The organism is Microcoleus sp. Pol7_B2, from assembly GCF_036701035.1.
GTDB lineage: Bacteria > Cyanobacteriota > Cyanobacteriia > Cyanobacteriales > Microcoleaceae > Microcoleus.
The window spans coordinates 72,202-94,133 of record NZ_JAUBQB010000001.1 but is presented as its reverse complement, the minus strand read 5'-3'; the positions used below and the strand labels follow the sequence as shown (position 1 = coordinate 94,133).

At 44.8% G+C, this 21,932-nt stretch carries 15 protein-coding genes; 9 read left to right on the top strand and 6 right to left on the bottom strand.

All coding sequences use genetic code 11. From position 1 onward, the window contains the following. Positions 1-85: 85 nt before the first annotated feature. The gene (locus QUA57_RS00385; protein ID WP_333058854.1) at positions 86-295 is read right to left on the bottom strand and encodes a hypothetical protein; all 210 of its coding nucleotides are present in this window, start codon (positions 293-295) and stop codon (positions 86-88) included. Between the two features lie 170 nt (positions 296-465). Between QUA57_RS00385 and QUA57_RS00380 the strand changes: the two genes are divergently transcribed. The 3 genes from QUA57_RS00380 (at position 466) to QUA57_RS00370 (ending at position 4,165) form a co-directional block, all read left to right on the top strand. Beyond that, a complete protein-coding gene (locus tag QUA57_RS00380) occupies positions 466-1,116 on the top strand; it encodes an ATP-binding protein (protein ID WP_333058853.1) in 651 nt (216 codons plus the stop codon). A 297-nt stretch (positions 1,117-1,413) separates the two neighbouring features. Continuing rightward, entirely contained in the window at positions 1,414-1,752 is a 339-nt protein-coding gene (locus QUA57_RS00375; protein WP_333058852.1) for a DUF3593 domain-containing protein, read from the top strand. Between the two features lie 325 nt (positions 1,753-2,077). Beyond that, positions 2,078-4,165, top strand: coding sequence for a serine/threonine-protein kinase (locus tag QUA57_RS00370; RefSeq protein ID WP_333058851.1), 2,088 nt, complete (start codon positions 2,078-2,080; stop codon positions 4,163-4,165). Here QUA57_RS00370 and QUA57_RS00365 read toward each other — a convergent pair. Next, positions 4,142-8,041: a DNA polymerase III subunit alpha gene (locus QUA57_RS00365; RefSeq protein ID WP_333058849.1), complete on the bottom strand. Its 3,900-nt coding sequence runs from the start codon at positions 8,039-8,041 to the stop codon at positions 4,142-4,144. The genes QUA57_RS00370 and QUA57_RS00365 overlap by 24 nt on opposite strands. Before the next feature lie 263 nt (positions 8,042-8,304). Here QUA57_RS00365 and QUA57_RS00360 point away from each other — a divergent pair, with 263 nt between their 5' ends. After that, a complete protein-coding gene (locus QUA57_RS00360; RefSeq protein ID WP_333058848.1) occupies positions 8,305-9,168 on the top strand; it encodes a DUF4037 domain-containing protein in 864 nt (287 codons plus the stop codon). A 73-nt stretch (positions 9,169-9,241) separates the two neighbouring features. Here QUA57_RS00360 and QUA57_RS00355 read toward each other — a convergent pair whose 3' ends face one another. Together QUA57_RS00355 and QUA57_RS00350 are read right to left on the bottom strand one after the other, a co-directional pair. After that, complete coding sequence (locus QUA57_RS00355) at positions 9,242-9,661, bottom strand: lysozyme inhibitor LprI family protein (RefSeq protein WP_333058847.1); 420 nt, start codon at positions 9,659-9,661, stop codon at positions 9,242-9,244. Positions 9,662-9,685: 24 nt separating this feature from the next. Then, entirely contained in the window at positions 9,686-9,994 is a 309-nt protein-coding gene (locus QUA57_RS00350; protein WP_333058846.1) for a DUF2499 domain-containing protein, read from the bottom strand. A gap of 267 nt (positions 9,995-10,261) precedes the next feature. Here QUA57_RS00350 and csaB point away from each other — a divergent pair, with 267 nt between their 5' ends. The 3 genes from csaB to trmB all read left to right on the top strand — a co-directional run bounded on the left by csaB (position 10,262) and on the right by trmB (position 12,866). Next, a complete protein-coding gene (gene csaB, locus QUA57_RS00345; protein WP_333058845.1) occupies positions 10,262-11,299 on the top strand; it encodes a polysaccharide pyruvyl transferase CsaB in 1,038 nt (345 codons plus the stop codon). Positions 11,300-11,321: 22 nt separating this feature from the next. After that, positions 11,322-12,074, top strand: a complete 753-nt coding sequence (locus QUA57_RS00340) for a Uma2 family endonuclease (RefSeq protein WP_333058844.1) — start codon at positions 11,322-11,324, stop codon at positions 12,072-12,074. A gap of 159 nt (positions 12,075-12,233) precedes the next feature. Next, positions 12,234-12,866, top strand: coding sequence for a tRNA (guanosine(46)-N7)-methyltransferase TrmB (gene trmB, locus QUA57_RS00335; protein WP_333058842.1), 633 nt, complete (start codon positions 12,234-12,236; stop codon positions 12,864-12,866). Between the two features lie 148 nt (positions 12,867-13,014). Here the strand turns inward: trmB and QUA57_RS00330 are convergent, their stop codons facing one another. After that, positions 13,015-14,529, bottom strand: a complete 1,515-nt coding sequence (locus QUA57_RS00330; protein ID WP_333058841.1) for a phospholipid carrier-dependent glycosyltransferase — start codon at positions 14,527-14,529, stop codon at positions 13,015-13,017. A gap of 294 nt (positions 14,530-14,823) precedes the next feature. Here QUA57_RS00330 and QUA57_RS00325 point away from each other — a divergent pair, with 294 nt between their 5' ends. Next, a complete protein-coding gene (locus tag QUA57_RS00325) occupies positions 14,824-18,186 on the top strand; it encodes a CHAT domain-containing protein (protein ID WP_333058840.1) in 3,363 nt (1,120 codons plus the stop codon). 95 nt (positions 18,187-18,281) lie between these two features. On the opposite strand, the gene QUA57_RS00320 is transcribed toward QUA57_RS00325, so the two are convergent. Continuing rightward, positions 18,282-18,437 carry a hypothetical protein gene (locus QUA57_RS00320; RefSeq protein ID WP_333058839.1) on the bottom strand — a complete coding sequence of 52 codons (156 nt, stop codon included), beginning with the start codon at positions 18,435-18,437 and terminating at the stop codon, positions 18,282-18,284. A gap of 87 nt (positions 18,438-18,524) precedes the next feature. Here QUA57_RS00320 and QUA57_RS00315 point away from each other — a divergent pair, with 87 nt between their 5' ends. After that, positions 18,525-21,905 carry a tetratricopeptide repeat protein gene (locus tag QUA57_RS00315; protein ID WP_333058838.1) on the top strand — a complete coding sequence of 1,127 codons (3,381 nt, stop codon included), beginning with the start codon at positions 18,525-18,527 and terminating at the stop codon, positions 21,903-21,905. Positions 21,906-21,932 lie beyond the last annotated feature (27 nt).

Genomic DNA, 21,932 nt, shown 5'->3' with positions numbered 1-21,932 from the left:
GAAACTGGGTTGTTTGCGTAAGTCCTAGTCTAGTGGATTGACGTGAATCGACGGTGTAAGGTTCGATCGCGCTCACGGATATTACTTAGGCGTTGGGGATGAAAGCCAGCAAATCAAGGCTCCGTGGCAGCGAGCGGCGAACGGCCGGAGGCGCTAAATACCAGGGATTCTGGAGCTGGCGACGGCTGCGACAAGTTGCCGACTCCGACAACGGATAAGTATTTGTAAGCGATGCAGTTGGATTTTGCTGCCGAGGGCGATCGTTCTCCGTACAGGCGATAGGTAAATAAGCCAATTGGCTTAGACTCTTAAGACATATTGCTGATGCGCTGCCTTCTCTCAAAAAGATAGCATTTTTGTATGATCCCCGAAATAATACCGAGCAAGTAAGTATAAAAAAAGTACCAAATGTCTCGGCGGGTGGGAAAATAGGGTACAGCTAATACTTTCAAACGAGGAAAATAGATGTCGAACAGCATAGATCAACTTGCAGAAGGCGGCAGGGGGATCAAACTCATGTGGCAGATTGCAGACGAGATCAGTTACACCCGGACTCTCGACAATCGAAATTGTTTGTCCCTGAGCAAAAGTTACGAAGTAGAAGGTCGCAATCGCTCCCAAAATATAAAAAAAGCTAGCGTTTTAGATGGGTTAATGAATTTATTAAACACCTGGGATTGGCAGACTGAAACAGAGCAGGAAGAAGAGCTGCATGAAACTTGTATTCAACATATTAGCCTGCAAGTCAACACAGATGTCAATGCTTTAACTCAAGTTTTGTTGTGGTTTGAACAGTTGAAAGATATATCGCTCCCCAAGGAAGTTTGGTGGAACTTTCAGTTGGCGTTGGCTGAAGGTTTCACTAATGCAGTTCGCCACGCTCACAAAAATCTGCCAGTAGAAACTCCTGTTCAACTGGAAATTAGGGTGTTTAACCGACGGTTGGAACTCAAAGTTTGGGATTGCGGCCCGTGTTTTGATTTTGATGCTAAGCTGAAAGAAATTCTGGCAGAAGATAGAAATAACGGCTTGGATTTAGAGCTTTTGAACGATGCTTGCTTGATGCCTAGCAGACAAAAAACTTTGGAACAGTCTCTATTTCTAATTGCTGGGTAGCTTTGGAGTGAGGGACAATTAACAGACTGGCACGGTGAAAAATGTGTTATGGTAAAAACGGTGTTAGGGGAAAAGTTACGGGTTTTGTCTCCGCGTGGGTGAGGGTTTTTGAATAACGCCAACCTGCTGCGGCTTGGGTTAAGAGCTATGGTCTTGGGTGATTCTATAGCGGTTCGATAGAAACGGGTGCATCTGTCTAATTAAATATTAAAAACTAAACATTAAAAGTTAAAAAATATTCACACTAATTTTTGAGCTTTTAATTTATCATAGTATCTGGTCGCTCGCCAATTACTAATGATTTCCAAAGAAACTTTATTTGTTCTGTCTCTATTTCCCTACTTGGGATTTCTCTGGTTTTTGACTCGCTCGGGAAAAACACCCCGTTTAGCTCTGATGGGATTTTACGGCACTCTCGTTTTTGTGGCTGTGACGATTCCCGCCGCAATTTACGCAAAAGTGGCCTACAACGAATCCTTAGCAAATGTCGATTGGCTGCACGGTTCTGCGGAATTTTTCTTAACACTTGCCAATATTTTATTAGTTTTAGGGTTTAGAGAAGCGGTGATTAAAGCCAAAGAATCCTCACAGAAGGGCGGCGAGGAGCCAGAGGGTCTTTTAGACGGGGGAGAATAGCCGGGATCGTCTCAGCCTTGTATTTGTTCTGGGCAGAAATGCTCCCGAATAGCTGCAATTACCCGTTAACTGTTGACATACCAGTTTGTGAGCCGCCAACCTGCCAAATTTTAAGAAAGCATTAGAATATATGGAAACTCACATCAAGCACTTCTAGTGTCCTCACCTTGGTTTCTTGCCACGGGCTCAACCTGAGAGCCGAGATTTTGGGTTAAGAAAGCGAGTTTCTCAGGTATTATCGAGAATGGTGCTCTGGGCGTGAGTGGAAACAGACTACCATGTTGCTAAGTTTAGCTGTGGTGGGAATCTCCAGGCCGGAAAAAAGATGAGCTATTGCCTCAATCCCCATTGCCAAAAGCCGCAGAATGCTGACTCAACCAATTTTTGTCTGGCGTGCGGCTCTAAATTGCTACTGAAAGAGCGTTACCGCGCCATTCAACCTATCGGTGAAGGAACATTTGGCAGAACTTTTTTAGCTGTCGATGAAGATAGGTTGAAAACTCCCTGCGCCATCAAACAATTTTTCCCCCAAGTTCAAGAAAAAGCGGAATTAGAAAAGGCAACTGCACTGTTCAAACAAGAAGCTCACCGGTTGCACGAACTCGGAGAACACCCGCAGATTCCAAGTTTGCTGGCTTCTTTTGAACAAGCCAAACGTCTCTATCTTGTGGAAGAGTTAATCGAGGGAAATAATTTGTTTCAGGAGTTGCAGCAGCAGGGAGCTTTTAGCGAGGAACAGATTTGGGAATTGTTGATCAATTTGTTGCCTGTTTTGCAATTTGTTCACGAGCAGCAGGTGATTCATCGGGATATTAAGCCGGAAAATATTGTGCGGAGAACTCCCCAAACCTTGTGGGCGGCGGGATATCCCAGCTCGACTCCTGGTAAACGAAAAGGAGGGGCAAATTTACCTCAATCTTCTGCTGGTATGAAAGGGCTAATTGTCGCTGAATCTCCTGCTGTACAGGGGAAGGCCAGGGGGGGTCAGTTTGTGCTAGTAGATTTTGGAGTTGCTAAGCACATTACCGGCCTTTCTGAGGCGCAAACTGGGACGATAACTGGAACTGCTGGCTATGCGCCGATCGAACAAATTCGCAGTGGCAAGGCGTATCCGGCGAGCGACCTTTATAGTTTGGGCGTTACCTGCATTCACCTGCTAACTGGGGCGGTATTGAAGGATTTGTTCGATGCTTTGGAATGCAAATGGATTTGGCGATCGCACTTGGCGCAAAAAGGCATAAAAGTCAGCCAAAAATTAGCAACTATTTTGAATAAATTGCTCAAAGATTCGGTACGAGAGCGATATCAATCCGCTGCTGAAGTATTGCAAGACTTGGTAAATTTTGGGCAATATCCCCGCTCTCAAATTAGTTATAATTCGCCCACCAAAATCGCTATTAATTCGCCAGTAACTAACTCGCAGCCAAATACAGCAACCGCAGTCTCGGCCGCGCCGCCCCAGAAGATTCATGTTGTGCCATCCGCTGGCAATCCGAGGTTATTGTCGTCTAATAACTGGCGGTGCGAGCGCATTCTCCAAGGCCATTCAGCCCCGGTTAATGCTGTGGTTATTAATCCTCAAGGCAATATTCTCGCGAGCGCCAGCGACGATAAAACAATTAAGCTGTGGAACCTGCAAACAGGTGAATTCATCCATACTTTTTTCGGCCATTCCGCAACGGTTGATGCTGTGGCAATTAGCCCCGACGGGAGAATGCTGGTTAGCGGCAGTTTTGACAGAAAAGTTATTGAGTGGAAGCTGGATAAAAAGGCGATGATTCGCGAATTTTATAGCGATTTTGGTTCGCCGTACAGCCACCGCTACGGCTCCGTGTACTCGGTGGCTTTTAGTTGCGACTCGGGAGCGATTGCGAGTGGCAGCGGCGACCAGAGTATTAAATTGTGGAACCAGCGCAATGGAGAATTGGTTCAAAAACTTTCGGGACATTCTGACAAGGTTTTATCTGTTAGTTTTCGCCCTCAAAGTATGATGCTTGCCAGCGGCAGTGCTGACACAACTATCAAGATGTGGCTTGTAGGTATTGGGGAGAGTATACGGACTTTTGTCGGTCATTCAGATTGGGTTTATGCGATCGCATTTAGTCAAGATGGAAAGACGATTGTCAGTGGAAGTGCCGACACTACTGTTAAATTGTGGAATGCCGATACAGGGGAATTGATTAATACTTTGAGCGGGCATTCTGATGCGGTGATTTCGGTGGCGATTAGTCCAGATCGCGAAACTATGGCTAGCGGCAGTCGAGACGGCACGGTTAAACTCTGGAACCTGGAAACAGGAGAATGTTTGTGCTCTCTTGCTGGGTGCAATCCGGTGGCTTTTAGTCCTGACGGTCAAACTTTAGTCACCGGTGGGGATGGCGGCGAAGTGTTAATTTGGCGCGCGTTTGTTTAGTTGGGCGAGATAATTGACATACTTGTGAAGGTGATCGGTGTCAGTGTCAAGTAAACGACTGGCCCAAGAATGTACATTAAGTTGCGATCGCATTTCTCGAAACACCGCAGCATCCCCGCGATTGCCTAGAGGAAAAACCCAAGCATCAAATCCAGCCGACTTAAGACGGCTAACAGTTCCCTCGCCATCTTGCACCCACAATTGAGAGTTAATGCGAACGGGTTGACAGGAATATTCACCGACAACAATTCCTCCCACAGAAACGCTAGCACCTTCTCCCCGATTGGAAAGTTCTTGCAAAATAGCTTTGAGGGAATTGAGTTTTTTGCCGTCTTGTATTTGCTGCGGTGTCAGCTTGACAATCACCATTTCTACAACTTCGACAGGTTTTGTCGATCGTACAATGTTGACTGGTTCCGCCGGCCAATAATTTTGTGTTTCCGGTTGCGCCGCCCAAGAGTTTTGTGTTTCCGGTTCCGTCGCCCAAGAGTTTGGTGTTTCCGGTTGAACCCTCTCGATTTCCTCTGTAACCTGTACTGTTTCCACCGGCTTGGCCGTGTCTACAATTATCTGAATTTCCTCCCCATCTTTCTCAATTTTTCCACTAATCTGTAAGATAGCATTCTCTACAATGTAAGGCTTCACTTGTTCGTAAGCCTTGGGGAACACAACAGCTTTTATTTGATGTGTCAAATCTTCTAACTGCAAAATAGCCATCGCATCGCCTTTTTTGGTCACTACCATTTTGATAGCGCTGAGCATGACAATAACTGATACTTTCCCCTTTTTCTCTGCTAACTGTTCGAGAGTCACTACATCGGGGTCTTGGTTTACTTGCATGAGAAACTTTAGGGGATGTTCTGATACATAAAAGCCCAGCAATTCTTTTTCTAAACGCAATTTCTCCTGTTTGTCATAATCTGGTACCAATTTAGATTTAGGTGCAGACTCATAGGTATTAACCGACTTACCAAAGCTATTCGTACCTAACAAGTCAAAGAGATTACCTTGCCCGCTTTCTCGGTCTCTTTTGCGCTCTTGCGCCCATTTCATCACTCCTTCGAGGTCGTTTACTAATTGCTTGCGGTTGTTTTCAATTTTATCAAAAGCACCGCATTGAATTAATGCTTCTAAAGCGCGGCGGTTGACAGAATGGAGATTTACGCGATCGCACAAATCCGGCAGCGATTTAAACTTACCCCCTTCGTGCCTCGCTGCCAAAATATTTTCAATCGCCGCTTCTCCCACATTTTTAACAGCAGAAATTCCAAACAATATTTTATCTTTTGCAGAACCAGTCATCTGTTTGGGAAGCGGTGTAAAAGTAAGTTCAGAGCTATTAACATCTGGCGGCTCAACCTCAATACCCAGCTTGAGACAATTGGCAATATATTTCTGTACTTTATCCTGATCGCCTCTGTTAGCAGTCAGCAGTGCAGCCATGTATTCTAGAGGATAATTCGCCTTTAAATAGGCAGTTTGATACGTGATATAGGCATAAGCCATTGAATGGGATTTATTAAAACAGTATTCCGCAAATTGCAGCATCTGCGCGAACAGTTTATCAGCAATTCTTTGACTGACTCCATTCTTAGTTGCGCCGTCGATAAACGTTTCTTTTTGCTTCTGCATTTCATCAGCTTTCTTCTTGCCCATTGCACGCCGCAGCAAGTCAGCTTGCCCCAAAGAATAGCCTGCCAAATCTTGAGCCATCCGCATAATTTGCTCTTGAAAGCAAAGCGTTCCGTAAGTCTCTTTTAAAATCGGTTCTAATAGCGGATGATCGTACTCAACTGTTTTACCGTGCTTGCAGTCAATAAACTGAGGAATCAAACCTGCATCCAGCGGCCCAGGTCGGTAAAGTGCCAAAATAGAAGAAATATCATCCAGACAGGAAGGTTTGAGTTTTTTCACTACATCCAGCATTCCAGAGGATTCTAACTGAAAAATACCTTCTAAATCTCCTCTTTCTAAAAGTCTATAAGTTTTATCTACATCATTTGGTAACTTTTTGATTCGGGCAAAAGTCTCTTGAGCTCTGCGCTCTATATCAGAAGGTAGCATTTCTGGATCTACAATTAGATTTTGGGTTTGCTTAATATAATCAACAGTTTTCTGGAGCGTTGTTAAATTTTTCAATCCCAAAAAGTCCATTTTCAGCAGCCCCAAAAATTCCAAATCTTCCATGAAATATTGGGTAATTACAGCACCCTCATTATTCTTTTGCAGCGGTACAAGTTCATCCAACGGCTCTGAAGAAATTACCACACCTGCTGCGTGAACGCCATAGGTTTTGTTCGTTCCTTCAATGCGAATTGCCATGTCAATCCACTGACGAACTGGGACTTCGGTCCCTGTTTCTTCATTGATGCAAATTGTATTTTCATAGTTGTCTTTAAATTCCTGTGCAGGTGTGTCATCGGAAATCATCACTTTAAGTTTCTCCGGTTTTCCCCGGGACACGGGAATTAATTTTGCCATTTCGTCGGCTTTTTTGTAGGGAATACCTAACACCCTGCCAACATCTTTCAAGACAGCTTTTGATGTCATTCTGTTGAAAGTAATAATTTGCGCTACGCGGTCGCTACCATATTTTTCAGTAACGTATTTAATCATGTCATCCCGCCTTTCTATGCAGAAATCGCTATCAATATCTGGCATGGATTTTCGTTCAGGATTGAGAAATCGCTCGAATAGTAGTCCGTGGTGTACGGGGTCTATATTGGTGATTTTGAGGACGTAGGCAACTAGAGAACCTGCGGCAGAACCGCGTCCTGGCCCTACTGGAATATCATTGTCTCTAGCATATTTTATGTAGTCCCAAACTACTAAAAAGTATTCCGAAAAGCCCATCTGCTGAAGCATTTTCAGTTCGTATTCTAGTCTTTGTTTGTAGACGGGGGGGATTTCATTTCTGGTGCGGGCTTTGAGGCGTTCCAAGAGTCCCAGCCAGGATATTTCTTCTACATAAGTATCGGCTGTATGTTCTGGGGGAATTGGAATTGTGGGAATTCGAGCTTCTCCTGTGAGCTCGTATCTCGATACTTTATTTGCGACTTCTAGGGTATTTTCGATCGCCTCTTTGATTGTTTCATCGTCCAAATGGTCTCGAAACAGTTGCGCCATCTCGTCTGCGGACTTCAAATACTCAGTGCCGCTGTAGCGCATCCGCTTGTCTTCTTCAATCAGTTTGTTGGTGTTAATGCAGAGTAAAGCATCGTGTGCTTCTACATCGTTGCAGGAAATATAGTGAGAATCATTGGTGGCAATTATTTTAATCTTGAGTTCGCGGGCAATTTTGACGATTTCAACATTAACAATCCGGTCTTCCGGAGAACCGTGGTCTTGAATTTCTAAATAGTAATCTTCTCCAAATACTTCTTTATACCATGTGGCTACTTCGCGGGCAGTATCTAGTTTGTTTTGCAGAATCATTTGCGGAACTTCGCCGCCCAAACAAGCACTGGTGACAATTAAACCTTCGGAGTATTGTTTTAGCAGTTCCTTGTTGATGCAAGGTCTGGCAAAAATACCTCTTTCAGGCATTCCCTTTAAGTGGGAAATTGTGGTTAGTTTGACGAGGTTTTTATAACCTTGGGTATTTTTAGCTAAAACAACTTGATGGTATTTTCTTCTACCTCGAACTTTTACTTCAATGTCGCCGTTGACGACATACATTTCGTTGCCAATAATCGGCTTAATATTTTTATTTCGGCAAACTTTGATTAGCTCGATGGCGCCGTACATCACCCCGTGGTCTGTAAGGGCGATCGCGGGCATCCCCAATTCCACCGCCCGTTCTGCGAGCTGTTGTAGCTGAGAAGCCCCATCTAGTAAGCTATAATCGCTGTGAATGTGCAAACCAACGAAGGACATAGGGATTTAAAATATAAGATTTGAGAATTTAGATTTTACACCATTGCCGTGTCAAAGCGTAAAATAAAAAACAAAATTTTATATCACTTTTGAGCTGGTTTAGGTTGGGGGTCTGATGTTGTAGCAGCGCATCAGTTCGCCTCTGCCATATTTGTTAACAATTATCAATTGTTGAGTTACGAGTGCAAGGTTATGGATTAAAATATTGAGTGCTACAGTTAAGCATTTGCTGTTATTTTTTAAGTAGCTAACCAGGTAATTAAATGCTGCACAATTATCAACTAGCTCTCGAAGAAATTCCCCCGCTGGCTCAAACTATTGGCGAGCATTTTAGCAGTTTGCCTCAAGTTGTAGCGGTGGTTTTAGCAGGTTCTCGAACAACTATAGTTACGGATGAGTCGTCGGATTTTGATTTTTACGTGTATGTTGAAGAGGATATTCCTGTTGACATACGGGAGGCGATAGCGAGACAATTTTCCGATCGCATCGCCATCAACAATCAATTTTGGGAACCCGGGGACGAGTGGATAGATATTAACACTGGCTGCGGTATAGATATTATGTACCCCAAGCCCGAATGGATCGAAGAAGAACTCGAGCGCGTCCTGGTCAAACATCAAGCATCCGTAGGTTATTCAACCTGTTTTTGGTGGAACGTTCTCACCTCAGTATCATTGTATGACAGAGACGGTTGGCTTCAGCAATTTCAAGCCAATGTCGATCGACCTTATCCCGAACAACTCCGTCAAGCTATAATTGCCAAAAATTATCCGATTTTGCGCCACCAGATTTTTTCATTTCGCCACCAGCTAGAATCCGCTGTTTTGCGCCGCGATTTAGTAAGTATTATCCATCGAACAGCAGCTTTTTTAAGCAGTTATTTTGATATTGTTTTTGCTATTAATTTTATCCCTCATTCGGGCGAAAAACGTCTCGTAGAAAGGGCCACAGCTTTGTGTTCAAAATTGCCGGAAGATGTGGACAGCCAGATTCACAGTCTAACTAATTATGTTTCGTTACCTGCGGGCGACCGCCAAATTTTACATTGTCTTGATGGACTGGTTGACAGTCTCGATCACTTGTTGACTGAGGCAGGTTTAATTGCTACTAATTCTCTCGCTAACTAGGTACGTGCTACAAAACAATAGTTCTATATCGTAGGGTTAGCAGTGTGTACCTCCCTAAATAGGGATCGAACTTTTACAAACTTGCTTGTTGCAAATAACGCTCCAAGTCTTTAACCCGTTCTTGTGTCACCCTCGCTCTGCAATAACCGTAGGTAGAAGCAGCCAAAGTTCCACCTTCAAACTGTCCCATTTCATAATTGCAAGATTCATCTCTAAACTTGAGCCAACTACGCTGTGCTACTATCAATCTTTGCTTTTGTTTGCTGTTGAGTTTCGGCTGAAGTTGCTGATATACTTGATTGAGTTTTCTGTCTGCTGCCTGAAACTCTTGACTGGAACAGGTATTCTGCTCCTGTGTAGTTTGAGGACTTTTGCAGTTAGGCTGTTGGGCGAGTTGCAAGGAAGTGTTGCTGGCTTTGCTGGGAAGCAAAAATCCGGCTGTCAACAAAAGCAAACTCGCCGCAAATTTTACCCAAATAGTGCTATTTTTCAATTAGTTTCTCCCTTTTTTAAATCTTTAAATTTTCTCTGCTGGCTGAGCCGATCGCCAAATCCACCAAGCCGCCGCCCATAGAGTAAAATTGCCAATGAGAGTCATCGCCGCTTGCAGGGTAACGATCCATTCTAGGGCGGGAGAGTTGTCAAAATAGTGCCATGTACAGGCACACATAGCGCTGACAAGAGCGGGCAGCATTGCGGCGGAAAGGGCCCACCAAGCTCGGTTTTGAGTGACTTCGCCGTAAGTCCAAATTAACCAGATGGCGGCAATCCACTCGACGACGCTAGAGACGTGAATAATCCAGGTGGGAATTGACAAAGCGTGCATTTTTTGTATTGTGAACGAACATGAAAGATTTATCTATCGGGACTTACGCAACTGTCATATAAAGTATGATGCGTCATACAATTTTAGATTAACGATTTGAGATTTTATTAGATTTGCGATTTGAGCTGACTGATGACGTAAAGCCTTGAAGCTTGCTGACAGTAGCATTTTTTTGGTAGTAGGATCAAATCTCAAATATCAAAAAAATCTAAAATCTAAAATCTAAAATAGTTAGATTCCCCATCACAAACAAAGAAAAGAGTAGAAATGCGAGCAATTTTGTGCGGCTATTACGGTAAAGGCAACGGCGGCGACGAGGCGCTGTTGGCATCGCTACTGCAAATGTTACCAGATGGGGTGACGCCGATCGTCCTGTCTGGCAATCCTGTCGAGACAAATCAGCGGTACGGGGTAGCTGCGCGCGATCGCATGAATGCGTTCCAAGTTCTCGAAGCACTCCGCACCTCCGAGGCCCTAATCTGGGGCGGTGGTAGTTTAATCCAAGACACTACTAGCATTGCGAGCCCTTTCTATTATGGGGGTTTGATGGGATTAGCGCAGCGGATGGGCTTAAAAACTGTTGCCTGGGCCCAGGGAATTGGCCCTTTAAAGCGCGAAATCACTCGCAAGTTATCTCAGCGCTGTTTTGCTGGATGCACCGCCGTCAGCGTGCGCGATAAAGGTTCAGCTACTTTACTTGCAGATTGGAAAATTCCCTTTACTTTAGCGCCCGATCCCGTGTGGGCTTTGGAGAATTCTCCCGTGTCGGGTTTGTGGGATTTACCAGCACCCAGAGTTGCTGTTTGTTTGCGTTCTCATTCTACACTAACTCCTGCCCGTTTGTCAATCTTAACTCAAGCTTTAGTTGACTTTCAAAAAGCAACTCGCACCTTAATTTTGCTGCTGCCTTTTCAAGCGTCTCACGACTTAGAAATTGCGAAACATTTACACGAAGCCTTGCCCAAAACGAGCCGCATTCTCAGTTTAGACGATCCGAGAAAATTAAAAGGAGTGTTCCGGGGAGTCGAAATGGCGATCGGGATGCGCTACCACAGTTTAATTATGGCAGCATCCGAAGAATGCCGCTGTTTTGCCCTCAGCTACGATCCGAAAGTAAGCCAGTTAATGGAAGAGCTAGAAATGCCAGGATACTTGTTATCAGAATTGCCAGACGATCCTTATTTAATTAGCAAAACCTGGATGGAACACTATGCTAACGGCGACGCCTTATCTCCAGACAGGATAAAATTTATAGTAGAGCGATCGCTCTTTCATCGCGAAGTATTGCGAGCAGCGCTCCAGTAATCTCATTCAGAGGTGAAATACAATGACAGTCAGTACAGCCGACTTAAACATTACCTGGGAAAAATTGCCAGACGATTTCATTTTAGACGAGGAACCTGTGGAAAATATTGACCAGCCCTTGCTCGCTGCCGCCTTGCGAGAAATCTTAGAAATCGCGGGGCTAATAGAAGCAGGAATATTAATTGCCCCAAATATGGGCATTTGTGCCACAGTAGATAGCAAGCTAGTTATCAAAGCTCCAGATTGGTTTTATGCCCGCAACGTCCAGCCGCTTTCTAGTCAAGAAATTCGCCGCAGTTACACTCCCAACTTAGAAGGGGAAATTCCGGCGATCGTGATGGAATTTTTATCAGCTAGTCCCAACGATGAATATTCTAGTAAACAAACTTATCCCCCCGGCAAATGGTTTTTTTACGAGCAAGTATTGCGAGTACCAATATATGCTCTTTTTGAACCAGCCAGTGGATTTCTAGAAATGTACCAGTTGGATTCATCAGGAAAGTATCAAGTACAACAACCAGATTTAAATGGTCATTATTGGATTGCAGGAGTGGGGTTATTTCTGGGGGTTTGGCAGGGAACAAAAGCTGAAAGAACCGGATATTGGTTGCGGTGGTGGGATGAGAGCGGAGAGATGTTATTGTGGGGAGCAGAGATGGTAGAAAGGGAACGGCAGCAAAGGGATATCGTTCAACAGCAAGCCGAACAAGAACGAGAACGATCCGAAAGATTAGCCGCCCAATTAAGAGCAGCAGGCATTGAACCAGAAGCCTAATGCAATAATGAGCAACTAAAAATTGCAGAGGGACATTTTTTAATTGCTCATTAACTAAAAAGTCTTAGACAACATCGCAAAAATCAATATTTATCGGCGTAAATCCACGTTTATCTGCCCTCATCAGCGGTTAAAAAATACATTCAGGAGACAGCAAAATTGGCAAGAGTAAGAGTGCGGGAACACGTAAATCCCCTATCAATTAGATATCAAGCATCTGCAAGTCCCCCGGATTGGACTAAAATCTATGCCGACTTAAATTTACCGCTGCATTTAGATATCGGCTGCGGCAGAGGACGGTTTTTGTGGCACATGGCCCAAATCCAAACAGACTGGAATTTTCTAGGATTAGAAATTCGGGAACCTCTGGTAGAGGAGGCGAATCTTTGGCGGGACGAAAAAGGCTTGACAAATTTGCACTATTTGTTTTGCAATGCGAATAGTTCCCTGAAACCAATTTTAGAAACTTTACCCGCAGGTATTTTGCAGCGAGTTAGCATTCAATTTCCAGATCCGTGGTTCAAGAAAAAGCACCACAAACGCCGGGTGGTGCAGCAGGAATTAGTTAATGAATTGGCAACTTATCTGGCAATTGGCGGCGAAGTGTTTATTCAGTCAGATATTGAAGAAGTAGAAAGGGAAATGTGCGATCGCTTTTCATCTCACCCTAGTTTTAAACGTCAAAACGGCGACAACTGGCTAGCAGAAAATCCCCTACCTGTGGCTACTGAAAGAGAAATTGCTACTCTGAAACGGGGCGAACCAGTTTATCGAGCTCTCTATCAAAAATAATTCTCGCTTTTTCAAACTCACCTTTGTCATAAATGTTATAACTTACATCTTGCACCTTGGTTAGGAACAGGCATCTTGCCTGTTCCACAAAACTTAATTTTCTTGTGGAACGGGCATTTTGCCCGTTAATAAAGGAATTATTTCTAACTTAAACCCAAGACGGCAGCCACATCCGAATTTTCCATTCCATTTGCGACAAAGGCAGTCCCAAATATATAGGCATCCAGAAAATAAAAGCACCCAAAATCAGAAAAATAATTGTTACCCCCATGCCTCGGAGTCGAGTTTGAGGGCTGTGCAGCCACCTGTCAACCCACCAAGCAAGTGCTAAGGCTGCAAACACAGAACAGCCCATATAATGGTACAAAAATATGCAGCGAGTGACCTTCACCCAAGGCAGCAAATTAGCGGCCCAATTAACTATTAAATATAACCCCAGCCACATTTCAGCAGTCGGCGGAAACAAAATCGGCCGCTGCTGTTCTATCGTGTCAAAAGAAGCCTCGCTGCGCGTTCGCAGCCACACCAAAATCCGGTGAACTAAAACTCCTATTACTAGCAGTAAAGCTAAGGTTGACAGCCACCAAAGCAATGGGTTTCCCATTGCGTGAACGTCAAAAATTGCCTGAGTTGCACCTTCAGGTAAAGGCGGCAACTCCGGATCTGGTTGGGCATTGCTGCTAGCAGTTTTGTAGAAGTAAACTATGGGGCGCAGCATCAAAGGCCAACTGTACCACGTGGAACAATAAGGATGTACATCAGGGCCGCTTTTAATCCGCTGGTGATAAGTCAAAATCTCCGTTTGCATCTGCCAGAAATTGGGAGTTGGATTAAAGTACAGGTGAGGAATCCAAGAGATGCTGTAAACTAGAATAGGAATAATAGCTAGACTCAAGCAGAGTTCTATAAAATTGAGTTTAGTCAGTTTTTGTACGGGACTTTCGGCAGGAATTAGAGGTGAATCTACCTCGCGGCTTTGTTCTTCATTTCCTCTGTTCCCCTGGATAAAACGAACTGCCCAAGCACAGATTAAAATCAGATAAGTACCGAAAAGAAACCACAATCCGTTCCATTTGATAGCCGCAGATGCGCCGAAACCTATTCCGGCGAGTACCAGCCAAAGCCAGCGCTTTTTGCCTTCTGCTTCTACGGCTTTTAAAATAAATAACTGACCTAAAATTCCAAATAAAACCAGATAAATGTTGTTCAGCGCGTAGCGAGACTCAACTAAAAACATACCGTCGCAGGCGATAAATAAAGCAGCAATAAAAGCAAATGTGCGGCGCGGAACTAGCTGATAAGCCAGGACTCCCACAACTAGCGGAATAAAGGAACCCGTGAGAGCATTCAGCCAGCGGTAATCCCAAGGGGAAAGCAGGGAGCCAGCCATACTGTTGACGGCTGTTTTGCCGAAAGGAAGATGAGTACCGATCCAAATGCCGATCGCAATTATGTACTGGCTCAGAGGCGGGTGAGCGTTGAAAAAGGGAGTTTTTGTGAGATAATTGTTGGCAAATTTAGCGTAGTAAACTTCGTCAAATACTAAGGTATTAAATCGCTCCAGTTCCCAAAATCGCAGAATTAAGGAAAATAGGAACACAGCGAACATTCCTAAGCAAAAAACTAAAGTATATCTGTTGAATTGTTTTTTGTTGATTTTCATAAAACAGCAGCAAATAGTAAATGCTAGATTTGAGGGCGATCGCTAATTTAAAATTCCTGAGTTGAGACTAACGTAAAATAGGACTTGTGCCGAAACCTAATTTTTTAGGATAAACCAGGTTTTTTGGAACAACCCGGTTTCTAATAATCCTTGGAGAGTGCAGCGAGAACGAGGAGGGACTATTGTTTCACCAAATGCTCCCGATCTAATTGGCAAGCAGGAAGGAAAAGGGTGCATCACAAGGTGCGATAGATTATGATAGCAGCTAATCATGTCTTTTTTTAGCGAGTGCTTATGAATCCCATACTTTCGATTTGGGGGCGTTGGGGCTTAGCTGTAGGTGCGACTATCCTGATGGGATCTGCCGCCGCGCCAAATCCCCAGACATTTGAAAGTTTTGCTGATTTCTGTACCAACAAAGAGAATTTGCCCCCTGAAACCAGACATACGGTGGAGGTGTTGCTATCAAAAGCAAAAACACAAGAGTGCGAGCGCGCTCAAAAAACCCTGACTAATCTCACAGAACTTTCCCTAATTCGCAATCAAATAGTCGATATCAAACCCTTATCAAAATTCACGAATCTGAGAAAGCTCAACCTCAGTTTAAATAATATAACAGATGTGCAACCCTTATCGGGACTGACTAATCTGAGATTTCTCGTCCTCAATTTCAATCAAATCTCAGACGTGAAGCCATTATCGGGACTGACTAATTTGACAGAGCTTTTCCTCGAAGCCAATCAAATCGTAGATGTAAAACCTTTAGCTGGATTGACTAATATAACAGGGCTGTCCCTCGCATCAAATCAAATTGTAGATGTGACACCTTTATCGAGAATGACTGAGTTAAATTTTCTTTATTTGAGTGGGAATAAAATCGCAGATGTAAAACCATTATCGGGATTGACAAATCTGATACTGCTTTTTCTCGCATCAAATCAAATCGCAGATGTCAAACCTTTAGCGGGATTGACAAATCTGACCGCCCTAGACCTCAGTACAAATCAAATCGCAGATGCCAAACCTTTAGCGGGATTGGTAAATCTGACAACCCTCGATATCAGTAGAAATCAAATCCCGGATGGGGAAGCCGAGCGATTAATTCAGAAAAACAAACAACTATTAAATCAAAAAACAGATGAAGCCGAGCGATTGGTTCAGGAAGCTAGGCGACTATTCGATCGCGAAACAGCAGCATCTTATCAGGAGGCATTGCAAAAATTTGATGCAGCGCGTTCGCTTTATCAAATGCTTAGAAATAGGGAGAAGGAAGCTTACACGCTTCATCAAATGGGCTTCATTACTAATAGATTAGGAGACAGACAGCAAGCCCTGAACTACTACAAGCAAGCCCTTTCTTGGAATCAGACTGTAGCCGATCGCCCTAAACAAGCCGTCATCCTCAACAACATTGGCGCCGTCTACTATGCTTTGGGAGAGAAACAGCAAGCCATCGACTACTATAACCAAGTCCTTTCCCTAATTCGGGAAATGGGCGATCGCCCTGAAGCAAGTATCAACCTCAGCAACATCTCGAACCTACCCGCAAACAGCGACACATCTTTGGGCGAGCGCACTGCGGAAGCCACCACACTCAACAACATCGGCTTAGCCTACAACGATTTGGGAGAAAAACAGAAAGCAAAAGAGTATTTCAACCAAGCCCTTCCCTTATTCCGCGCTATGGGCGATCGGGTTAAGGAAGCAACTACCCTTACCAATATTGGCTTAGTCTATTCAGATTTGGGAGAAAAACAAACAGCCCTCGACTACTACAAACAAGCCCTCGATTTGAGACAAAAAGCGGGCGATCGGCGTGGAGAAGCCCTCACCCTCAACAATACAGGTACTACTTACTCAGAATTGGGAAAACAGCAGAAAGCAGAAGAATATTTTAACCAAGCCCTGCCGCTGTTTCGCGCTGTGGGCGATCGTCCTGGGGAAGCTCTCACCCTCTACAATATGGCTAATATCAAAGGCGATCGAGGCAATTTAATCGCAGCCCTCACTGACATTGAAACCTCCATCAAAATAATCGAAAACCTCCGCACCAAAATTACCAACCACGAGCTCCGCATATCATACTTTGCCACGGTACAAGACTATTACCAGTTCTACATTCACCTGTTAATGGAACTGCACAAAACCAATCCCAACTCTGGTTACGATCGCAAAGCCTTTCAAGCTAGCGAACGTTCCCGCGCCCGCAGCCTCCTCGAACTTCTTCAAGAAGCAAACGCCGATATTCGCCAAGGTGTTGCCCCGGAATTGTTGCAGCAAGAACGCAATTTACAACAGCAACTCGATGCCTTAGAAACACGCCGAATCGAAACTCTAAGCCGCCCCAATCATACCCCCGCAGAAAAAGTAGAATTAGACCAAAAACGACAAACTTTACTAGGACAATATCAGGACATTCAAGCCCAAATCCGCTCCACCAGTCCCCGGTACGCCGCCCTCACCCAACCGCAACCTTTAACCCTGGCCCAGATTCAACAACAAATCCTCGATGATCAGACAATTTTACTCCAGTATTCTCTAGGGAAAGAACGTAGCTATCTCTGGGCTGTGACTAAAACCAGTATCACCAGTTATGAATTGCCTAAACGTGCCGACATCGAAAAAGTGGCCCGCAATTTCCGCGATGCTGTGACTAACCCGCGCTACCGAAACATTCCCGATCGAGTTGCTGAAGCTAACAACACGCTCAGTCAAATTATTTTACAGCCCGTAGCAGCACAACTCGCTCAAAAACGCCTGCTGATTGTTGGCGATGGCATTCTCAATTACCTTCCCTTTGCGGCCCTCTCGCTCCCCGAAACACCCGGTAAAAATCGGAATCCGCCTTTAATTGTAGACCATGAAATTGTGCTGCTGCATTCAGCTTCCACCTTGGGAATCTTAAGACAAAACTACAATGACAGACAACCCCCAACTCGGACTTTAGCAATGCTCGCCGATCCAGTTTTTAGCGGTGACGATGAACGAGTCAGAACCCAGTCTAATAGCGGCAATCCCCAAGCAATAGAATCAGTAAATCTCGGTTTAAGCCGCTCTAGCCGCGCCAATAACTTACAGTTGAGCCGTTTAAAATTTACTCGCCAAGAAGCTCAAATCATTCAAGCGTTAGTACCAGCTAATTCTCGCACCGAATCTTTGGATTTTGAAGCCAGCCGCGCCGCAGCAACCAGTCAGAACTTAAGCCAATATAAAATCATTCATTTTGCCACTCACGGTTTAGCGAATAGCACTAACCCGGAACTATCGGGAATCATCTTGTCACTGGTAGATGAAAAGGGCAATCCTTTAAACGGATTCCTACGACTTACTGATATTTTCAATCTCAAATTAGCAGCAGATTTAGTAGTGTTAAGTGCCTGTCAAACCGGAATGGGGCCGATCGTTCAAGGCGAGGGCATGGTAGGATTGACACGGGGATTTATGTATGCAGGGACTCAGCGAGTGGTGGTGAGTTTGTGGAATGTGGATGATGAAGGAACGGCTAATTTAATGTCGAGTTTCTATCAGGGAATGCTCCAAAAAGGGTTAACGCCAGCGGCAGCATTGAGGGCGGCGCAACTGGAAATGTTGAAGCAGGAAGAGTGGCGTTCTCCTTATTATTGGGCGGCTTTTACGCTTCAGGGGGAATGGCGATAAATTTTAAAAACCGTTATGATATCAAGTCCGATTAATTGCTGATAAAACCTATACGGGCATCGGGCATCGGGCTGGCCATGAACAACAGCCAACAGTCAACAGTCAACTGTCTTCCTTCTTCCTTCTTCTACTAAAGTGTTAAATCGATCTAGTTCCCCAAAGCGGAGAGTTAAGGATAGGAGGAACACACCGAGCATTCCCAGGGCAAAAACAAACATTGATTTGTGGGATTGTTTTTTGTTGGCGTTCATAAAAAATCAAAAAATAGTAGATGCTAGGTTTGGGAGCGATCGCTAATTTAAAAATACTGAGTAGAGAATAGCGTAAAAATTACAATTATGACTTTTAATCTTCGCGGAGGCAAATCCGATGCGGTCGATCGCCCTTGGAGGGTGTGGCACTACGTGCAGCGGCGGAATTTCACAATATGCTCCCGATGTAACCGGCACGCAGTCCGGGAAATCGCACCTGATAAGCTGCGATCGACTATGATACCGGTTAACAAGGTCTTCTTTGAGCAGGTATTTATGAATATCACACTTTGGGTTTGGGGGCGTTACGGACTCGCTGTAAGTGCTCTGATTTTGCTAGGAGTCCCGGCGGTAGCTGCACCCAGTGCGATAAAAATTAGTCAAGGGGTATCGCAGCAGTCCGAGGGCAATCCTGCGGCGGCTGCTGCTGAAAGAGCTTTGAAAGAAGCGGATCAAGTTTACCAGGAGGGGACGGCGGAATCTTTAAGAAAAGCACTCGCCAAATATGAAGAAGCGTTAAAGCTGTTTCGGGCCGGGGGCGGTCGCGCTGGGGAGGCTACCACCCTCCACAGCATCGGCAAAGTATACTCAGATTTGGGAGAAAAACAGAAAGCGCTAGAGTATTACAGCCAGTCCCTTCCCCTGAGTCGGGCAATAGGCGATCGTTCAGGGGAAGCTGTCACCCTCACCAACATCGGCAGAGTCTACTCAGTTTTAGGAGAAAAACAGAAAGCCCTGGACTATTACAATCAGTCCCTTTCTTTGAGCCGGGTAATAGGTGATCGCCAAAAAGAAGCCTACAACCTTCTAGGTATTGGCATGATCTACGCAGAATTTGGAGAACAGCAGAAAGCGCTAGAGTATTACAATCAGTCCTTTTTTTTGAGCCAGGAAATAGGCGATCGCCGTTGGCAAGCTTTCACCTTGATCGTCGTTGGCAATGTCTATTCAGGTTTGGGAGAAAAACAGAAAGCCCTAGATTATTACAACCAATCTCTTCCCCTCAGTCGAGAAATAGGCGAGCGCTCTGTTGAAGCCTTCGCCCTGATTTCTGCTGGTAGAGTCTACTCAGAATTGGGAGAGAAACAAACAGCCTTAGACTCTTACAACCAGTCCCTTAAATTGTTCCGGGCTATAGGTGAACGCGAACAAGAAGCTCGTACCCTTAACTACATAGGTATTGTCTATTCAGAAGTGGGAGAAAAACAGAAAGCCCTAGAGCATTACGGCCAGTCTCTTCCCATCAACCAAGCTGTGGGCGATCGCTCTGGGCAAGCTGTTACTCTAATCAGCATTGGCCATGTCTACTCAGAATTGGGAGACCAACAGAAAGCTTTAGAGTATTACAGCCAGTCCCTTCCAATTTTCCAGACTCTAGGCGATCGCTCCTCAGCAGCAACCACTCTCACCAGCATTGGCATTGCCTACTCAGAATTAGGAGACAAAGAGAAAGCCTTAGAATATTTTAACCAATCCCTTATCCTCAAGCGCATAGTAGGCGATCGCTCTGGAGAAGCTCGCACCCTCACTGGCATTGGTAACATATACGCAGAATTAGAAGACCAACAAAAAGCCCTAAACTATTACAATCAGTCTCTTTCTTTGAGCCGGGAAGCAAGCGATCGCCAAAGAGAAGCCTACAGCCTAATAGGTATCGGCAGGAGCTACGCAGAATTAGGAAACAAAGAGAAAGCATTAGAGTATTTCAATCAATCCCTTCCTTTGACTCAAGCCACCCTCGATCGCTCCTTAGAAGCTCTTACCCTCTATAGTATTGCTACTATCAAACGTGACTATGGTAATCTTAACCAAGCTCTCACTGAGATTGAAGCCTCCCTCAAAATTATTGAAAGCCTCCGCACCAAAATTGCCAGCCCAGAACTCCGCACCTCATACTTTGCCACCGTACAAAACTATTACCAGTTCTACATTGATCTGTTAATGCAACTGCACAAAACGCAACCCAAATCTGGTTATGATACCAAAGCCTTTGAAGCCAGCGAACGTTCCCGCGCCCGCAGTCTCCTCGAACTTCTGCAAGAAGCAAATGCCGATATTCGCCAAAGTGTCGCCCCTGAATTATTGCAGCGAGAACGCAGTGTGCAACAGCAACTCGATGCCCTAGAAAAACGGCGCGTCGAAGTTTTCAATCGCCCCAACTACACTCCCACCCAAGAAGCAGAATTAGAACAACAACGGCAAACTTTAATCGCACAATATCAGGACATTCAAACACAAATCCGCGCTACTAGCCCCCGGTACGCAGCCCTCACCCAACCGCAACCTCTAACGCTTGCACAAATTCAACAACAAATCCTCGATGATCAGACAATTTTACTCCAGTATTCTCTAGGGAAAGAGCGCAGCTATCTCTGGGCTGTCACCAAAACCAGCATCACCACTTATGAATTACCAAAAGCTGCCGACATCGAGACAAATGCCAGAAAATTCCGCGATGCTGTCACAGCTCCAAGTTCCCGAAACAGCCCCAATCAAATCGCCCAAGCCAACGATGCTATCAGTCAAATTATCTTACAGCCGGTTGCTGCCCAACTCGGTCAAAAGCGCCTGCTAATTGTTGGCGATGGCATTCTCAATTACCTCCCCTTTGCTGCCCTTTCCCTCCCCGGAAAATCAGGTGAAAATGGGAATCCGCCTTTAATAGTAGACCATGAAATCGTGCTGCTGCCTTCAGCTTCCACCTTGGGAATATTAAGACAAAACTACAGTGACAGACAACCTCCTACTCGGAGTTTAGCGATTATCGCCGATCCAGTTTTTAGCCCGGAAGATGAACGAGTCAAAAACCAGTCAACCGCCACCAATCTGCAAGCAATAGAATCAGTAAATCTGGGTTTAAGCCGCTCTGGTCGCGACAATAACTTAATGTTGAGCCGTTTAAAATTCACTCGCCAAGAAGCTCAAATCATTCAAGCGTTAGTACCAGCTAATTCTCGCACCGAATCTTTGGATTTTGAAGCCAGCCGCGCCGCAGCAACCAGTCAGAACTTAAGCCAATATAAAATCATTCATTTTGCCACTCACGGTTTAGCGAATAGCACTAACCCGGAACTATCGGGACTCATCTTGTCACTGATAGATGAAAAGGGCAACCCTTTAAACGGATTCCTGAGACTTACGGATATTTTCAATCTCAAATTAGCAGCAGATTTAGTAGTGTTAAGCGCCTGTCAAACCGGAATGGGGCAGAACATTCAAGGCGAGGGCATGGTAGGATTAACACGGGGATTTATGTATGCAGGGGCTCAGCGAGTGGTGGTGAGTTTGTGGAGTGTGGACGATGAAGGAACGGCTACGTTAATGTCGAGTTTCTATCAGGGAATGCTGCAAAAAGGATTAACGCCAGCGGCGGCTTTAAGGGCGGCGCAACTGGAAATGTTGAAGCAGGAAGAGTGGCGTTCTCCTTATTATTGGGCGGCTTTTACGCTTCAGGGGGAATGGCGATAAATTTTATGAAAAAAACCAGCATTAATT